The 16,514-nt window shown below is 71.0% G+C and carries 13 protein-coding genes; 7 read left to right on the plus strand and 6 right to left on the minus strand.

Going from position 1 to position 16,514, the window contains the following annotated elements; all coding sequences use genetic code 11:
* Positions 1 to 2 precede the first annotated feature (2 nt).
* Complete coding sequence (locus DVS28_RS16420; RefSeq protein WP_108664691.1) at positions 3 to 770, minus strand: MlaE family ABC transporter permease; 768 nt, start codon at positions 768 to 770, stop codon at positions 3 to 5.
* Positions 771 to 1,159: 389 nt separating this feature from the next.
* On the opposite strand from DVS28_RS16420, the gene DVS28_RS16425 reads away from it, so the two are divergent.
* From DVS28_RS16425 to DVS28_RS16440, 4 genes are all read left to right on the plus strand, one after another.
* Positions 1,160 to 1,876, plus strand: coding sequence for a sensor histidine kinase (locus DVS28_RS16425; RefSeq protein WP_114592420.1), 717 nt, complete (start codon positions 1,160 to 1,162; stop codon positions 1,874 to 1,876).
* Positions 1,873 to 2,262 carry a response regulator gene (locus tag DVS28_RS16430; protein ID WP_114592421.1) on the plus strand — a complete coding sequence of 130 codons (390 nt, stop codon included), beginning with the start codon at positions 1,873 to 1,875 and terminating at the stop codon, positions 2,260 to 2,262. Before DVS28_RS16425 ends, DVS28_RS16430 begins: the two co-directional genes overlap by 4 nt.
* Before the next feature lie 130 nt (positions 2,263 to 2,392).
* A complete protein-coding gene (locus DVS28_RS16435) occupies positions 2,393 to 4,168 on the plus strand; it encodes a copper resistance CopC/CopD family protein (RefSeq protein WP_114592422.1) in 1,776 nt (591 codons plus the stop codon).
* Between the two features lie 70 nt (positions 4,169 to 4,238).
* Positions 4,239 to 5,063 carry a DUF1775 domain-containing protein gene (locus DVS28_RS16440; RefSeq protein WP_164710648.1) on the plus strand — a complete coding sequence of 275 codons (825 nt, stop codon included), beginning with the start codon at positions 4,239 to 4,241 and terminating at the stop codon, positions 5,061 to 5,063.
* A 76-nt stretch (positions 5,064 to 5,139) separates the two neighbouring features.
* Here DVS28_RS16440 and DVS28_RS16445 read toward each other — a convergent pair whose 3' ends face one another.
* The 4 genes from DVS28_RS16445 to DVS28_RS16460 form a co-directional block, all read right to left on the minus strand.
* The gene (locus DVS28_RS16445; RefSeq protein ID WP_164710649.1) at positions 5,140 to 7,746 is read right to left on the minus strand and encodes an FtsK/SpoIIIE family DNA translocase; all 2,607 of its coding nucleotides are present in this window, start codon (positions 7,744 to 7,746) and stop codon (positions 5,140 to 5,142) included.
* A gap of 8 nt (positions 7,747 to 7,754) precedes the next feature.
* Complete coding sequence (locus DVS28_RS16450) at positions 7,755 to 9,410, minus strand: ribonuclease J (protein WP_164710650.1); 1,656 nt, start codon at positions 9,408 to 9,410, stop codon at positions 7,755 to 7,757.
* Positions 9,407 to 10,285, minus strand: coding sequence for a 4-hydroxy-tetrahydrodipicolinate synthase (dapA, locus tag DVS28_RS16455; protein ID WP_216826090.1), 879 nt, complete (start codon positions 10,283 to 10,285; stop codon positions 9,407 to 9,409). The genes DVS28_RS16450 and dapA overlap by 4 nt, the downstream gene beginning before the upstream one ends.
* Positions 10,286 to 10,465: 180 nt before the next feature.
* Positions 10,466 to 11,785 (minus strand): ATP-binding protein, encoded by a 1,320-nt coding sequence (locus DVS28_RS16460; protein WP_114592426.1) that lies wholly within the window; start codon positions 11,783 to 11,785, stop codon positions 10,466 to 10,468.
* A gap of 156 nt (positions 11,786 to 11,941) precedes the next feature.
* Between DVS28_RS16460 and DVS28_RS16465 the strand changes: the two genes are divergently transcribed.
* On the plus strand, positions 11,942 to 13,336 hold the full coding sequence (locus tag DVS28_RS16465) for a cytochrome ubiquinol oxidase subunit I (protein WP_216826091.1): 1,395 nt from the start codon (positions 11,942 to 11,944) through the stop codon (positions 13,334 to 13,336).
* Positions 13,333 to 14,364, plus strand: a complete 1,032-nt coding sequence (locus DVS28_RS16470; RefSeq protein ID WP_114592427.1) for a cytochrome d ubiquinol oxidase subunit II — start codon at positions 13,333 to 13,335, stop codon at positions 14,362 to 14,364. Before DVS28_RS16465 ends, DVS28_RS16470 begins: the two co-directional genes overlap by 4 nt.
* Before the next feature lie 24 nt (positions 14,365 to 14,388).
* Here DVS28_RS16470 and DVS28_RS16475 read toward each other — a convergent pair whose 3' ends face one another.
* Positions 14,389 to 15,249: an FAD-dependent thymidylate synthase gene (locus tag DVS28_RS16475; protein ID WP_164710651.1), complete on the minus strand. Its 861-nt coding sequence runs from the start codon at positions 15,247 to 15,249 to the stop codon at positions 14,389 to 14,391.
* 134 nt (positions 15,250 to 15,383) lie between these two features.
* Here DVS28_RS16475 and DVS28_RS16480 point away from each other — a divergent pair, with 134 nt between their 5' ends.
* Entirely contained in the window at positions 15,384 to 16,508 is a 1,125-nt protein-coding gene (locus DVS28_RS16480; RefSeq protein ID WP_114592429.1) for a hypothetical protein, read from the plus strand.
* The last annotated feature ends 6 nt before the right edge of the window (positions 16,509 to 16,514 follow it).

The raw sequence follows: 16,514 nt of genomic DNA on the forward strand, positions 1-16,514 counted from the left end.
GCTCAGAGCTTCTGCGGGATCAGGTTGAAGTACATGGCGGTCAGCAGGAAGTTCTGGAAGAACAGCAGGATGAACGTGATGACGACGCTGGCCTGCACTGCGTCCCCGACGCCCTTCGGACCGCCCTTGACCGTGAACCCCTTGTAGCAGGCGACCGCCCCGGCGGTGAAGCCGAAGAACAGCGCCTTGGTGATCATCATGAGGAAGTCGGGCAGCTGCGAGAGGGCCGAGAGGGAGTCGAAGTAGGCCCCGGAGGTCCCGCCCTGGACGGGCACCGCGAAGTACCAGCCGCCGAGGATGCCGGCGACGGCCACGATGGAGCAGAACAGCACCGAGCAGACGGTCGCGGCGACGAGGCGGGGGCCGATCAGCCGGTGCATGGGGTCCACGCCCATGACCTCCATCGCGTCGATCTCGTCGCGGATTCGTCGCGACCCGATGTCCGCGGTCATCGCGCTGCCGCCGGCGCCGGAGATCAGCAGCGCCGTCGCGATCGGGGCCTGCTCGCGAACGGTGGCAAGGAACAGCGCCGATCCGATCTGTGCCTCGGCGCCGAGCTGGCGGAAGAACGACCCCACGTGGAGCGCGATGATCATGCCGAAGGGCACGCTGATGAGCACGAGGGGGATCGCCGAGACCTTGGTGATGAACCAGGCCTGTCGCCGGAACTCGTCGAGCTGCAGGGGTCGGCGACGCAGCGACAGCATGCCGTCGAGGGCGATGGCGGAGATGCCGCCGAGCTGTCCGAGGACGTTGCGGATCTTGTCCATTGCTGTCGGCCCACTCCTTTCGGTTCCCTGTGTCGAAGCCCGCCGACATGGGTAGTGCTCGGGGGTCGCTCGGCTCGTGAGCGACTGAGTATGTGGTTCCGGCTGTGCGGGGTCGCTGCGCACGTTGACTGCTGGATGTGCACCGGCCGACCGTCCTGGTCAGTGGTCGAGGGTTGCCCGATCCCGCCGGTAGGAGCAGAGCATAGGGTCTCCGACCCCGTTGAGTGAACAGCAGCGTCGCCACGGTGTCCTCGACGGGTCCCGGTGAGTGACAGTTCCTCTCCAGTCCTCGCCCACCCGATGGGGCTGCCGACATAGGGTGCACGACACGAGGTGGACGGGGCGGCCAACGCCTCCCCCATCTCCGCATCCCGACCGCAGGAGGAGCCATGAACGGTACCGACACGCCGATGGATCAGGAGGCCCATGTGGAGGCGCTCGCCGGCGAACTCGACGCGATCCGCCGCAGGGTCATCAACGTCGTGGGCCACGAGCTGCGGACCCCGGTCACCACCATCCACGGCCTGGCGGGCGAGCTCTCCGCGGCCGAGGATCTCGCGACGGTCCGCGACGTGATCGGGCCGGCGCTCCTGCGCAACGCCGCCCGGCTGACGGTGCTGCTCGACGACCTGCTCGTGGCGGCAGGGATCGAGACCGCGATCCCGGTCGACTCCCCCGGCCACCTCGAGCTCGCCGACGAGGTCCGTGCGATCTGGGGGGACCTGCGCAGCAGCATGCTGCAGCTCGACGGACCACCCACGACGGTGACCGGGCCGCTGACCGGCATCCGGCGAGCGCTGCGTGCGGTGCTGGAGAACGCCGCGGCCTACGGCACCAGCGAGCCGGAGGTGTCGATCACCGAGGACGAGGGAACCGTGACCGTGCGGGTCTTCTCCCCCGGGCCCGACATCCATCCCGAGGAGGTCCGCTTGGCAACCGAACCGTTCTTCCGGGGCGAGCGAGCGGTGACCAGCCACGCTGGTCTCGGCATGGGCCTGTCCATCGCCAAGGCTGTCGCCGAGGGTGCAGGCGGCACGCTATCGTTCGAGGCAACTGTGGGGGGGACCCTGACGAGCATCGTGTTGCCGAGAGCGCCCATTCAATGATCAGCCATCCCTCCCTTCGCGTCGTGATCGCCGACGACGAACCCGATCTGCGGCTCCTGCTGCGCATGCAGCTCGACCGCCATCAGGACTTCGAGGTGGTCGGCGAGGCCGCCGACGGCAGCCAGGCGGTCGAACAGGTCAAGCGCACCGATGCGGAAGTCGTGGTGATGGACCTGCTGATGCCCGGCACGAGCGGGTTCGAGGCCATCGCCATGCTGGCCGAGCAGGCCCCCACAGTGGGCATCGTGGCCTACACCGCCGTGGCCGGCGACTTCGTCCGCACCGAGATGAAGCGGATCGGCGTGGAGCTGGTCCTCAAGTCCGGCGACATCGGTCCCCTCGCCGACGCCCTCCGGCGGGCAGCCCCGGCGTCGGTCGACAGCTAGCCCCGACCGGCCCGGTGGGAACCGGCGCGATCGGGGCCCAACCCACCTCCACGTGGGTACCGGCACGATCCCGTCGAGCCTTTTTCGCCGGACTTGGAACTCAACGGCCCGCAGGTGCCACCCCTGGGGCGTGCACCCGCTGTCGCCCTCTCCCCTGACCTCCCGAGCCCACGGGCTGGCCGCCCTCGTGCGGCTGGCCGGAGCCGGCGTGCTGGCCTGCCTCGTCATGGTCGTCCTGGCCACCCCGGCCAGCGCCCACGCGGTGCTCGAGGGCGGGTCGGTGTTCGACGGCCAGGTGCTGGACACGCCGCCGGAGGAGCTGTTCCTGGACTTCAACGAGGCCGTGGTGTCCCCGCGGGGTGGCCTGCGGATCTTCGGCAGCGACGGTGAGCGCGTCGACGAGGGCGGGACCTTCCAGACCGACGACGCACCCGACATCGTCCGGGTCGCCCTGCAGCCGGACCTCGCCGACGGGACCTACGCCGTCACCTACCGGGTGACCTCCGCCGACGGCCACCCCGTCAACGGGGCGTTCGTGTTCAGCGTGGGTGCCGAGTCCGGGTCCGGTGACCAGCTGCTCGGCCAGGTCTTCTCCTCCGGTGCCGACCGACCGTGGGCGGTGCTGGCCGCCATCGTGCGGTGGGTGACCTACGCCGGGGTGCTGCTGGCGGCAGGCGCGGTCGCGACCGTGGCGTGGATGCGCGAACAGCTCGACGGGGACGACCAGCCCGTCACGCGGGTCGTGCGGCGCGCCGGCGTCGCCGTCCTCGTCACCGCCGTCCTCGGGGTGCTGCTGCAGAACGTGCTGGTCGGCGGGGACGGGCTGGCCTCCCTCGTCGACGCCAGCGGGCTGCAGTCCACGATCACCAGCTTCGTCGGGATCTCCGCGATCGTCCGTGCCGTCGGATCGGTCCTGCTGCTCGTCGGGCTGCGGCGGGCGCTGTCCGGCCCGGTCGCACTGGCAGGCGGCGTGGTGATGCTGACCTCGCTCCTGCTGGAGGGCCACACCCTGACCACGGGCCCCGCAGCGGTCGTCTGGGGGGCATCGGCCGTGCACGTCGCCACCGCAGCACTGTGGTTCGGAGGCCTGGTCGTGATGGCCATGGAGCTGCGGCGCCGGCGTCGGTCCGACGACCCGGTCGGCGCGGGCCGGCTGGTCGCCCGGTTCTCCTCGCTGTTCACCCTCAGCGTCGTCGCGGTCGTGCTGGCCGGGGCGGCGCTGTCGTGGGCCGAGGTCCGGGCCCTGCGCGCGTTGACCTCGACCGGCTACGGCTGGGCGTTGATCGCCAAGCTCGTCGCCGTGCTGCCCCTGCTGGCGCTCGGCACGTGGAACAACCGCAAGCTGATCCCGGCGTTGACGGCCCGTCGTCGGCGCAGCGCCCGGGGCGGGTCGGGCCAGCCCGTCATCGCCGGCGGGTCCGACGAGGTCGCCGACCGCGCCGCCGCCCGCGATGCCGCGTGGGCGACCCTGACGAAGACGGTCCGCATCGAAGCGCTCGTCGTCGTCCTCGTGCTGGCCGCGACCTCGGTCCTCGTCGCCCTGCAGCCCGCTGCGGAGGCCGCCGGGATCACGGGTGCGTTCTCGACCAACCAGGAGTTCGAGGGGCTGGGCCAGCTGTCGATCACCGTCGACCCCAACCGGGCCGGCGCCAACGAGATCCACATCTACCTGCTCAGCGAGGTCGGCCGCCCCCTCGACATCGACGAGGGCGTCACGATGACGCTGTCGCAGCCCGAGCTCGACATCGGTCCGCTCGTCCGCACCCCAACCCTCTCCGGCCGGGGCCACTTCGTCCTGCAGGGCCCCGAGCTGAGCGTGCCGGGCAGGTGGGAGATCACCACCGAGGTCGCCACCAGCCGCTTCGACGTGGCGTCGACGGTGACCGAGATCACCGTCAACCCCTAGCAGTCCATCCGCCCGCGAACCGATGGTCCGGCGCGCCTGCCCCACCCAACCCTCCGAGAGGAACCCCTCGATGACACTCCGACGCCTGACCGCGCTCCTTGCCGGTCTGACCCTCCCCCTGCTGTGGTCCACCGCAGCCTTCGCCCACGCCGTGCTGCAGCCTGCCGCCGCCCCGGCTGGCGAAGCCACCGAGTTCCAGCTGCTGATCCCGCACGGCTGCAGCGAGGGCGAGCCGCCGCCCCCTCCCGGTAGCGAGGTCGTCGACACCCGCCTGATCTCCCTGGAGATCCCCGAGGGCGTCACCCTCGACGCCGTGGCCGACGTCGAGGGCTTCGAGATCGAGCAGACCGACGAGGCCGTCACCTGGACCGGCACCCTGGCCAACGAGGACCCCGGCGAGTTCTTCTTCACCGCCACCGTCGACGGCGAGGACGGCACCGAGGTGCCGTTCAACGTCTACCAGGAGTGCAACGACGAGCTGAACTACCGCTGGACTGGTGACCACGACGCGGCCACCCCGGCCCCCGTCGTGACCGTCGGCGGCGACCCCGAGGCCGGCCACGACATGGAGGAGATGACCGAGGGCGAGGGCGACCACGAGATGGCCGAGGGCGAGGAGATGGCCATGGATGACGCCTCGGAGGCCGCCGACATGGCCGACGAGGCCGCCAGCGAGGACGCCATGGACGACATGACGGCGACCGAGGACGCCGCGACCGAGGACGCCATGGACATGGCCGACGAAGACAGCGACGACGAGGCCACCCCCGAGGGTGCGGTCGCGACCGGTGCCGGCGGCACCGACGGCGGTTCCTCTACCCCCTGGATCATCAGCGGCGCGGCTGCCCTGATCGCGGGCGCCGGTGCCCTGGTGATGGGACGCCGCAGGGCCTGACCAGCCGCAGGAACCACGAACCCCCCGCAGCACCGCTGCGGGGGGTTCGTCGTGTTCGGTGGATCGTCGTCGAACCTCAGGCGCTCGCACCCTGGCGTTCGAGCTCGTCGACGGTCATGAGCACCGTCCGTGCCTTCGGGCCCTCCGACGGGCCGACGACGCCCATCTGCTCGAGCTCGTCCATGAGGCGTCCGGCGCGGGCGAACCCGACCTTGAGCTTGCGTTGCAGCATCGACGTCGAGCCGAGGCCGGAGCGGACGACCAGCTCCATGGCGGCCTTGGTCAGGTCGGCGTCGGAGGCGTCGTCGCCCTGGACGTCGGCGATGACCGCTTCCTGACCCTGCTTGACCACGTTCTCCGCGTAGGTGACCTCGGCCTGGGCCTTGCAGTGGTCGACGATCTTCTCGATCTCCTGCTCGTCGATGTAGCAGCCCTGCAGGCGGTGCGGCTTGGAGGCGTTGGCCGGCATGTAGAGCATGTCGCCCTGGCCGATCAGCTTCTCGGCGCCGTGCTGGTCGAGGATGGTCTTGGAGTCGTGGCCAGTGGCCATCGACAGGGCCATGCGCGAGGGCACGTTGGCCTTGATGAGGCCGGTGACCACGTTGACCGATGGACGCTGGGTGGCGATGACGAGGTGGATGCCGACCGCACGGGCCATCTGGGCGATGCGGACGATGGCGCCCTCGATGTCGCGTGGGGCGACCATCATCAGGTCGGCCAGCTCGTCGATGACGCACATGATGTACGGGAGGGGCTCCTCCCCCTTCGGGGCCTCCTCGACGGGGTCCCCGTCCTCCAGGACCTCGGTCTCGTCCTCGGGACCGGCGACGGCCGCGACCGCCTGCGCGGCGAACTCCTCGGGGGTGGGCGCACCGTCGGGCAGCAGCAGCCCGGCGGCGGCCGCCTCGTTGAAGCGGTCGATGTTGCGGTGGCCGTAGCGGGCCAGCAGGTCGTAGCGCCGCTCCATCTCCGAGACGACCCAGTCCAGCGCGTCCTTGGCCCGCTTGGGGTCGGTGACCACGCGGGTCAGCAGGTGGGGCACGTCCTCGTAGGTGGCCATCTCGACCCGCTTGGGGTCGATCAGGATCATGCGCACGGTCTCCGGGGAGTTGCGCATGATCACGCTGGTCACGATGGAGTTCATGACCACCGACTTGCCGGATCCCGTCGCACCCGCGATCAGGAGGTGCGGCATCTTCGCCAGGTTGATCAGGACCGGCCGGCCGGAGATGTCCAGGCCGATGCCGGCGGTCAACGGGTGGGTCTGCGCAGCTGCCTCGGGCGAGCGGAGGATGTCGCCGAGCGTGATGTGGTCCCGCTCGGTGTTGGGGACCTCGATGCCGATCGCGACCTTGCCGGGGATGGGCGCGACGATGCGGATGTCCGGTGTCGCCAACGCATAGGAGATGTCCTTCTCCAGCTTGGTGATCGTGTTGACCTTCACGCCCGTGCCCAGCTCGATCTCGAAACGGGTGACGGTGGGGCCCCTGCGGACGGCCACGACACGGGCGTCGACGTTGAACTGCTCGAGCATCCGCTCCAGCGCCTCGGTCATCGACTCCATGTTCGTGGCGTTGCCGGACACGGCCTTGCCGCTGCGCAGCAGGTCCAGGGACGGCAGCTCGTAGGCGATGTCGGGGTTGAGCACCAGCTGACGGGCCTGCCCGGTGCGCTGGGGCGACCCCGAGTCGATGAACTCCGGCCGGCTGCGCGGCGCGTCGGGTTCGTCGCCCGAGAGCAGGTCGGCGCGCTCGGCATCGTCGTCGGCCGCTCGGTCGGGGACGGCCCGGTCCATGACGACCGTGTCGGAGGTGGCGGGATCGATGTGGGTCCGTTCCCGCGCCGCGTCCTCGCCGTCCTCGTCCAGGGGGATGTCGAGCGCCGCGCGGACACCGGCGTCGTCCATCAGGGCTGGGGCCGGCCGGGACTCCTCCTCGGAGAACTCCTCGACCCAGTCACGCTCGGAGGGATCGTCGAGCTCGGCCTCGCGGGCTGCACGGTCGTCCTCGCGGTCCGCCGCGCGCTGCGCCTTCCGTTCGCGGCGACGCTGGCTGCGCTCGGTGGGTTCGTCGCTGACGAACAGGGTCCACACCGCCATGGCGGCCACACGGGGTGAGGTGGCCGTCAGCACCAGCAGCCCGGCCGACAGCAGGCCCAGGAGGACCACGACCGCACCGGGGGTGGCCGCGAGGTTGCTGAGCGGCTTGGCCATGACGACGCCGACCCACCCGCCGGCGGCGTGCAGCGCCGCGCGTTCGGCGTCAGCGCCGGGCGCGCCGGAGGCGATGTGCCACAGGCCGATGAGCGCCAGCAGCACCACGGCGGTGCCGCCCACGATGCGGGGGTTGCGGGGAAGGGGCTTGCCGAGCAGCAGGACGCCGCCGGCGGCGATCAGGACGGGGACGGCCAGGCCGAAGACGCCGAGCAGGCCACGGAAGACGTTGACCAGCGCCACACCGACGAGGCCGGCGCTGCCCTGGGCGTACAGGCCCAGGCCGCTGAGCACGGCGAGCACGATGAGGCCGATGCCCCACAGGTCGCGGATGCGCTCGGGCTCCAGGCCCTTGTCGGCCCGCTCCGTCGCGGCACGGCTGGACGCAGACCGGCCCTTGGTGCTCGCGGCGGGCTTCTTCTTCGCCGGAGCCTTGCGGGTGGTCGCGGGCTTCTTCTTCGTGGTCGCCACGTCCTGGGTCACACCTCCATGAGGACCGGCACGACGACGGGCTTGCGGCCCAGCTGTTCGCGCCAGAACCGGCTGAGGGATTCGTACACCTTGCGTCGCACGACGTCCTCGTTGCTGCTGCCGAGCGAACGGACGTCGTCGCCGAGGACCTTGGCGGCCTGGTCGAGCAGGTGGGCGTTCTCGGCCTCGTAGATGAGGCCCTGCTGCATGATCTCGGGTTCGCCGTCCAGCCGGAACCGGCTGTCCAGTCGCAGCACCGCGACGCAGACACCCTCCGAGGAGAGGCGTTCGCGGTCGCGCAGCACGGCGTTGCCGACGTCACCGACGCCGAGGCCGTCGACGAACACGCGGCCGCTGTTGAAGCCGTCGCCACGCTCGACCCGGCCGTCGCGCAGGACGACCCGGTCGCCGTCGGTGCAGACGAACACCTGGTCGGCGGGGGTGCCGGTCGCCACGGCCAGCTGGGCGTGGGCGATGAGGTGGCGGAACTCGCCGTGCACGGGCACGACGGCAGCTGGCCGGACGATGTTGTGGAAGAACTTCAGCTCCTCCGCTGCGGCGTGGCCCGAGACGTGCACCCCGTGCTCGCGACGGTGCACGACCTCGGCACCCTGGCGCATCAGGCCGTTGAGCGCCCGGCTGATCGCGGCCTCGTTGCCCGGGATCTGGGAGGACGCCATCACGACGGTGTCGCCCTCGGTGAGCTTCACGTGCTTGTGCTGGCCGGCGGCCATGAGCGACAGCGCCGCGTAGGGCTCGCCCTGGGAACCGGTGCAGATGATCAGGATGCGGGCCGGGCTGTACCGGTCGCAGTCGGCGATGTCGATGATGTCGGCATCGTCGTAGCGCAGGTAGCCGAGCTCACGGGCGATCGGCATGTTGCGGACCATGGACCGGCCGACGAAGCAGACCTTGCGGCCCATCGCGGTCGCCGCGTCGATCGCCTGCTGCACCCGGTGGACGTGGCTGGCGAACGTCGTCATGACCACGCGTCCGCGGGCGGACTCGAAGACCGTCCGCAGGGTGTTGCCGACGGTGCGCTCGCTGGGCACGTGGCCGGGCACGTCGGCGTTGGTGGAGTCGCACAGCAGCAGCGAGATGCCCTGGTCGCCCAGCTGGGCGAGGTGGGGCAGGTCGGTGACGCGGCCGTCGATGGGCGTCTGGTCGAGCCGGAAGTCCCCGGTGTGCAGGATCGTCCCGTGGGGGGTGTGGACGGCCACGGCCATGCCGTCGGGGATGGAGTGGGTGACCTGGATGAACTCCAGCTCGAAGTCGTCGATGGCGACCTTCTCACCGGGTTCGACCTCGATGAGCTCGACACGGGCGTCGGGGTGCTCCACCAGCTTGGCCTCGAGCAGCCCGAGGGTGAGCTTGGCGGAGTAGACCTTGATGCCGGGGAAGTCGCGCAGGAAGAAGGGCAGGGCGCCCATGTGGTCCTCGTGGCCGTGGGTGATCACCACGCCCACGATCTCGGGACCGCGCTCGATCAGGTCCTTCCAGTCCGGGAGGATCAGGTCGATGCCGTGGTGCTCGGCGTCGGGGAAGGTCAGGCCGACGTCGACCAGCACCGCCTTGCCGTCCACCTCGATGGCGCACATGTTGGCGCCGATCTCACCGAGACCGCCGTAGAAGGAGACGACTGCTGCGTCGTTGGAAATGCTCATGTCACTTGCCGTTCCACTGGGAGGCCGGCGGCCACCATCGCGTCGCGTAGGCGCGCGGCGGTGTCGTCGGCGATAGGGACCATCGGCAGGCGCAGCGCGCCGCCGGGCAGGCCCAGCCATTCCATCGCCGCCTTGAGCGGCGCGGGGCTGGGCTCGAGGAACAGGGCCTCGAAGAGGGGGAGGAGGCGCAGGTGGATGCGCCGGGCGGCGTACAGGTCGGCGTCGACGAGGGCGATCATGTCCGCCAGCGCGTCACCGACCAGGTGGGCCGCCACGCTGACCAGGCCGGCACCGCCGACGGCCAGCAGGGGCAGGCAGTTCTTGTCGTCGCCGGACCACACGCCGAAGTCGTTGGGCGCACGGGAGATCAGCCAGCCGGCCTTGGCCATGTCGCCGACGGCGTCCTTGACCCCGTTGATGTTGGCGACCTCGGTGGCCAGCGTCAGCATCGTCTCGGGGGCGATCTCGCAGGCCGTGCGGCCCGGGATGTTGTAGAGGAGGACCGGCAGGTCGGTGGCTGCCGCGGCGGCACGGAAGTGCTGGTCCAGTCCACGCTGGTTGGGTCGGTTGTAGTACGGCGAGACCAGCATGATCCCGTCGACCCCGACGTCGGTCGCCTCGGCGGTCATGCGGACCGTCTCGGCGGTGTCGTTCTTGCCGGTGCCGGCGATGACCGCCGTGTCCTCACCGACCGCCTCGACGACCGCGGCGAGCAGCTCGAGGGTCTCGTCGTGGGTCAACGTCGGCGATTCACCCGTCGTGCCGGCGACGACGATGCCGCCGTTGCCGTGCGCGGCCAGGTGCCGGGCCAGCTTCTGGGCCGCGGGCAGGTCGAGCGCCCCATCGGCGTCGAACGGCGTCGCCATGGCGGTCATCAGCGGAGGGAAAGCAGCTGGAGTGGACATAGGGTTGGTGTTGACCTCGTGTTCGCGCACCATCGTTGGCACGCGCACCGCGTTGTTGCAGTGTACTGGCGTGCCCAGTGTTGCTGGTGTGTTTGGTGGGGGCCGTGGTGTCTGGTGTGGCCCGTGTGGCTGGTGTGACAGTCCTTGGGGTCAGGCCTGTGCGATGTCTGCCGTCGAGTGTGCACTCGGTCCGTCGTCGGGGTCATCGGCCGAGGGGGCGTCCCGCGGGGCAAGCCTGAAGCCGACGAGGAAGATGGAGCCACCGGCTTCGCGCGGCTCGTAGGTGATCTCTGCGCCCATGGCGTCGACGAGCTCCTTCACGAGCGGCATGCCGACCCGCGGCCCGCCGCCTTCGTCGGGGGCGTCGAACAGCCGATGGGCGACCCCCGAGGGTACGCCGGGGCCGTCGTCGGTCACGACCAGGACACCCTGGCCGCCCGTGGAACGCGCCTCGACCCACACCGTCGTGCCGGCCGGGGTGTGCTCGGCGACGTTCTCCAGCAGGTTGTAGGTGATGCGGCGGGCGGCCCGCCGGTCCCCCACCACGCGGAGGGGCGGCACGTCGACGTGGACCTCGTGGTCGCCGAGGCGCGGGCCGAGGGCGTGGAGGCAGTCGGCGACGACCCGGCTGAGCTGCACGGCCTGCGGCTTGGCCTCGCGGGCCTCGTCGAGCGCACCCACGTCGGCGAGCTGCTCGATGCCACCCTCGAGCTGGGCGGTCCGCATGCGCAGCTGCGCGGCGAGGGCCGTGCGGGTGTCGGTGTCGAGGGCATCGCCGGAGTCGAGCCGATCGGCGACCTGCTCGACCGCACCGAGGGGTCCGCGGACGTCGATGCTTGCCTGCCGGACGAAGGAGCGGCGCCGGCGGGTGCGCTTGGCGACCTCCGAGGCGGAGTGTCCGGCCTCGGCGATGTTGTCCTGCAGGCTGGAGGCGTAGGTGCCGGTCAGGTAGCCGACGCTGATCAGCACGGCGGTGATGATCATGAGGACCACGACGCGGTCGCCGAGGTCTGGCCGGTGCAGCGCAACCGGGGTGTACAGCCACTCCTCGCTGGCGAGCTGCAGCCAGGCCAGGGTCACCGACAGCGTGGTGAAGCTGGTGGCGGCTGCGGGTCCGAGGATGATGCCGGCGGACACGATCGGGATGACGTAGAGGGCGCCGGTCCCCGACCCGGTCCCGCCGACGAACGCGGCAGCGCCGCCGAGCACGATGGCGTCGGCGACCAGCGACAGCGCCACGGAGCTGCGGGGGGCGGTCAGGGAGGTCCGGAAGTAGATGGTCGTGACGACCGCGAGGACCGGGATGCCCAGCAGCACCGGCCATGCGGCGGTGCCGTAGATCAGGCCGATGATGACGCAGGCGACGATGTAGGCGCCACCACCAACTGCGCGCACGATGCCGAACCGACGAAGGAGGACTTCGTCGGGGGTGTAGACGCTGGACTCCGCCCGCTCTGCGATCTGGCTCACGGCCTGCAGCCTACGCGGCAGGTGCGTCACCGGGTCCGTGGCATCCCCGGTCGGCCGGCCACGAGGAATCCATGGACCGACATGGAACCGATCGGTCGATCAAGACGACTCCTCCGACGAGGGTCCCGCTTCCGCCGAAGGTGTTGATCCATCGCCATGGACACGATCCTGTTCGCCCAGTCCGCCAGCGACCTGCTGGCCGCACGCAACCAGATGGCCCTGTCGTTGGGGTGGCACATCGTGCTGGCCTCGTTCGGGGTGGCCTTCCCCGCGATCATCTTCGCCATGCATGTCCGCGGCATCCGCGGCGACGCCGACGCGTTGGTGCTCGCCAAGCGCTGGTCGAAGGTTGCCGGCGTCCTGTTCGCCGTCGGCGCCGTCAGCGGCACCATCCTCTCCTTCGAGATGGGGATGCTGTGGCCCGGGCTGATGGGGCCCTTCGGCGACGTGATCGGCCTGCCGTTCGCGCTGGAGGGCGTCGCGTTCTTCCTGGAGGCGATCTTCCTCGGCATCTACCTCTACGGCTGGGGTCGTCTGCCCGACCGGGTGCACGTGGCCACCCTCGTGCCCGTCATGCTGGCCGGCGCCGCGGGGACGTTCTTCATCATCAGCGTCAACGCCTGGATGAACACCCCGACCGGGTTCACGATGGTCGACGGCGTCCCCGCCGACATCGATCCCTGGGCGGCCATGCTGAACCCGGCGGTCGGCACCAGCTACCTGCACATGTTCCTCGCCGCCTACATGGTCGCCGGCTTCGCGGTGTCAGCGGTGTACGCCCTCGGGCGTCTGCGCGGCCGGGACGACCATCTGCACCGGATCGGCATCGCCGTGCCGCTGGTCTTCGCCGCGGTGGCCTCCCTGGCCCAACCGGTCGTGGGGCACATGGCCGGCCAGCGCATCGCCGAGGACCAGCCGATCAAGCTTGCCGCCATCGAGGGCCTTCCCGAGACCATGCGGCGTGCGCCGCTGACGATCGGGGGCCTGTACGAGGGCGACCGGGTCTCGGGCGGGATCGAAGTGCCCGGCCTGCTGTCGTTCCTGGCCACCAACTCCTTCGACGGCGAGGTGGCGGGCCTCGCCTCGGTCCCTCCGGAGGACCGTCCGCCCGTCAACGTGGTGCGCTACAGCTTCGCGACCATGGTCAGCATCGGTACCGCGCTGGCCGGCCTCGGGGCGTTCGCCCTGTTCGTCCTCGCGCGGCGACGGCGGTTGCCCCGGAGCCGATGGTTCCTGCGCGCCCTGGTCGTCGCCGCCCCGGCTGCCGTGATCGCGCTGGAGACCGGCTGGATCACGACGGAGGTGGGCCGCCAGCCGTGGATCGTCCACGGGCTGGTCCGCACCGCGGACGCGGTGACCGACGCGTCCTGGATCTGGACCTCCTACACGGTGCTCGCGGTGGTCTACGCCGGGATGACGGTCGCCACCGTCGTCGTGCTGCGGTCGATGTCGCGGCGGTGGGCGCTGGGCGAGGCCCCGGCGGCCCCCTACGGGCCACCGGCCGCGTTGGTGGCAAGCGACACGGCCGATCAGCCGGAGGTGCGCGCATGAGCGCCGCCGACGCCGTCGCGGCGATCCTCTTCCTCGGGGTTGTCCTGTACGCGGTGTTCGGGGGTGCCGACTTCGGCTCCGGGGTGTGGGACCTGCTGGCCGGCAACGCCCGTCGCGGCGGTGCCGTCCGCCGGTTGGTCGACCACTCCATCGCCCCGGTGTGGGAGGCCAACCACGTCTGGTTGATCTTCGTGATCGTCTTCCTGTGGACGGCGTTCCCTCGCTCGTTCGTCGCGCTGGTCGGAACCGTCTACGTCCCGCTCTCCTTCGTCGGGCTCGGCATCGTCCTGCGGGGTGCCGGCTTCGCGTACCGGAAGTTCGCCGACGACCTGCACACCGCCCGCCTGTACGGCGTGCTGTTCGCCGGCGCGTCGCTGATCACGCCCTTCTTCCTCGGCATGATCGCTGGCGCCGTGGCGTCGGGACGCGTGCCTGCCGACGGTGTGGGCGACCGGCTGACGTCGTGGACCGGGCCGACCTCTTGGCTCGGCGGAGTGCTCGCGGTCCTGACCTGCGCGTTCCTGGCGGCGGTGTTCATGGCCAGGGATGCCGACCGCATGGGACTGTCGAACCTGGCGGAGTGGTTCCGCGTGCGGGGGCTGGCCACGGGGCTCGGGACCGGCGTCGTCGCCCTCGCGGGCATCGTCGTGATCGTTGCTGACGCGCCCACCCTGGCCGAGGGCCTGACCGGTCGAGCGCTGCCCCTCGTGGTGCTGTCGGGCGTCGGTGGACTGACCACCCTGTGGCTGCTGCGCACACGACGGTTCGTGGTGGCCCGGGTGTCCGCGGCCGTGTCGGTCGGTGCGATCGTGGTGGGTTGGGGCGTCGCGCAGTACCCGTGGTTGCTCGTCGACGAGGTCACGATCGCCGACGCCGCGGGTGCACCGGCAACGCTCACCGGCCTGCTGATCGCGTTCGCGGTCGCCGGCGTCCTGGTCGTCCCGGCCCTCGTGGCGCTGTTCGTGCTGGTCGACCGGGGCATGGTCTCCGGTGGTGAGGACCGTCCCGCTCCGGTCGACCACGGCTGAGCGGCTGGCGGGCCGCCCCGACGGTCAGCCGGCGTTGTCCAGGCGGTGGCGGAGCTGGTGCCAGCCGCGGAGGTTGCCGAGCACGGCCTCGCCGTCGACGGCCGGGGTGGCGACGTGCTCCAGGGGGGACCAGTGGGGCGGGTCGGCGGTGACGAGCCGCTGGTACAGCTCCTCGTCGGCCGAGAGGTCGCGACGGCCGTCGTGGGTCAGGTAGCTGACGCGGGCGCAACGGGCGGCGGAGATGCGTCGCTTGGTCCGGTCGTCGAGGTCCAGCTCGTCGTCGCGGACGTAGGGCGTGTGCCACTCCCCTGCGGCCATGGCCCGTGGCGTGGACGCGTCGAACGCCTCGCGCATCGCCTCGGCGGCGACACGGATCTCGGGCTGGGCGAGCGGGCTGCAGCGCTGGTGCCAGAACCCGTCCCAGTCCGTGGCCGTCACGATGACGGTGTGCCACATGAACGGCTCGAGGATGCGGTTGGCGACCTGCTTGTGCACGCCGAGGTCGTCGAGGACACGAACCGCGTCGACGGCGGCGTCACGGGCCCGCAGCCACGCATCGATGGCCGCCTTCTCCTCCTCCCCCTCCAGGGGTGCGCCGGCCTGCATGCCCCGCTGGTTGGCGCCGAACTCCACCGGCATGGCCGGGTCGGTCTCGACCCGGGCGATCTGCTTGCCGATCGGGATGGCCCGTGAGGACGCGGAGTTGCGGGAGAACACGCGGTGGGTGTTGAGCTCGGCCAGGACGAACCGGTGCAGCGTCACCTCGATGGTGGTCACGCGGACGCCCTCCGGCGACACGCTGTCGGCCACGACGGTCGCCGACGGCACGGTCGGGGCCCCCTCGGCGGGCTCTGCTCCGGTCTGGGGCTGCTGCAGGTCGGTCACGGCGCCGGTCACCTCGGGTCTGGTCGGTCTGATCGCTCAGGCGGATGGACGTTCACCGTACCCCTCGGATGTGACATCGCCCGTGCCCCCGGGTAGGGGTCGGACCGACGCCCCCGACCCCACGAGAGGCCCAGATGTCCGATCCCCTGCACCATGCCGTCGACCTCGACCTCGAACCACAGGAGGCCAGCGGCCTCGTGGCCAGCGGCTCCGCCGAGCTGAAGGACCGGTTGGGCATGGACCCGCTGTACTGGACGGTCCTCGACGACGGGCCGGTCGAACGCTGCGTGGCCCTCATCGGCCAGGCCGCCGGGACCGAGGAACCCACCGCCCGCTGGGGGAGCACCCACTTGGTGGCCACGATCACCACCCCGACCGGCCCGACCGACGACGGCGAGGCGATCGCCCTCCACGACGGGTGGGTGTACGTCCTGGGGTCGGCCTACGGATCCAAGGAGGGCCCGCTCGAGGCGGCCCGCAACTTCGTGGCCAGGTTCCACGAGTCCGACGTGACCGTCGACGAGGAGGGTCGGCCCACCGCCGACCTGCACGTCAGCGCCGACCCCTTCGTCCTGCACCGGGTGGTCAACGACGCCCTCCACGCCGCCGGGGTGGACCTGATGGCCTGGTCACCCAAGTTCCTGCGCAAGACGTTGGGGAAGGCGCGCAAGCAGGCCATCGGTGACGAGCAACCGTGGTCGTGGCGCCTGGCCCACGACGACTCCCCGGTCAACATCGAGGGAGCGGCGTTCACCGAGGACGGCTCCCTGCTGCTCGGCCTGCGGGTACCGGTCACGCGGATGGGGCAGGCGATGGTGGTCGAGGTCCACCACCCCGAGCGGCTGTTCGACCCCGCGACGGAGGACCCCGAACCGGGGCGGGTGGTCGTGCTCGACGGCGTCGGGTCGAGGGCCGCACCGGTCGGCGTGCGGGACCTGCACCTGGCCGGCGGGCGGTTGCACGCCCTGCTGGGCAACCTCGACTCCGATCCCGACGACTCGATCCTGCTCGACCAGCACCCGGAGGGAGGCGTGGCCGAGTCGGTGCACGTGGTCGGCGACCTGCCGGGCCGGCTGGAGGCCCGCGCGGTGGTGCAGGCGATGGACATCGAGGTCGTGCACCGGTTCGACGGCCTGTTCCGTGTGGAGGGACTGGCCGCGGACGCCAAGGGGCGCTTCCTCTACGTCAGCGACGAGGACAACACCGTCAGGACGCGTTTCTTCACCTCGGGGTCGACGTCGGTGGTCGCCGACGGCTGACGGTCG

Origin of the sequence: Euzebya pacifica (assembly GCF_003344865.1) — a bacterium.
Classification (GTDB): domain Bacteria; phylum Actinomycetota; class Nitriliruptoria; order Euzebyales; family Euzebyaceae; genus Euzebya; species Euzebya pacifica.

What these genes read in the sequence shown, in the direction of transcription:
- DVS28_RS16420 (WP_108664691.1), bottom strand. Translation starts at nt 770, where the DNA reads ATGGACAAGATCCGCAACGTCCTCGGACAGCTCGGCGGCATCTCCGCC.
- DVS28_RS16425 (WP_114592420.1), top strand. Translation starts at nt 1,160, where the DNA reads ATGAACGGTACCGACACGCCGATGGATCAGGAGGCCCATGTGGAGGCG.
- DVS28_RS16430 (WP_114592421.1), top strand. Translation starts at nt 1,873, where the DNA reads ATGATCAGCCATCCCTCCCTTCGCGTCGTGATCGCCGACGACGAACCC.
- DVS28_RS16440 (WP_164710648.1), top strand. Translation starts at nt 4,239, where the DNA reads ATGACACTCCGACGCCTGACCGCGCTCCTTGCCGGTCTGACCCTCCCC.
- DVS28_RS16450 (WP_164710650.1), bottom strand. Translation starts at nt 9,410, where the DNA reads ATGAGCATTTCCAACGACGCAGCAGTCGTCTCCTTCTACGGCGGTCTC.
- dapA (WP_216826090.1), bottom strand. Translation starts at nt 10,285, where the DNA reads ATGACCGCCATGGCGACGCCGTTCGACGCCGATGGGGCGCTCGACCTG.
- DVS28_RS16465 (WP_216826091.1), top strand. Translation starts at nt 11,942, where the DNA reads ATGGACACGATCCTGTTCGCCCAGTCCGCCAGCGACCTGCTGGCCGCA.
- DVS28_RS16470 (WP_114592427.1), top strand. Translation starts at nt 13,333, where the DNA reads ATGAGCGCCGCCGACGCCGTCGCGGCGATCCTCTTCCTCGGGGTTGTC.
- DVS28_RS16480 (WP_114592429.1), top strand. Translation starts at nt 15,384, where the DNA reads ATGTCCGATCCCCTGCACCATGCCGTCGACCTCGACCTCGAACCACAG.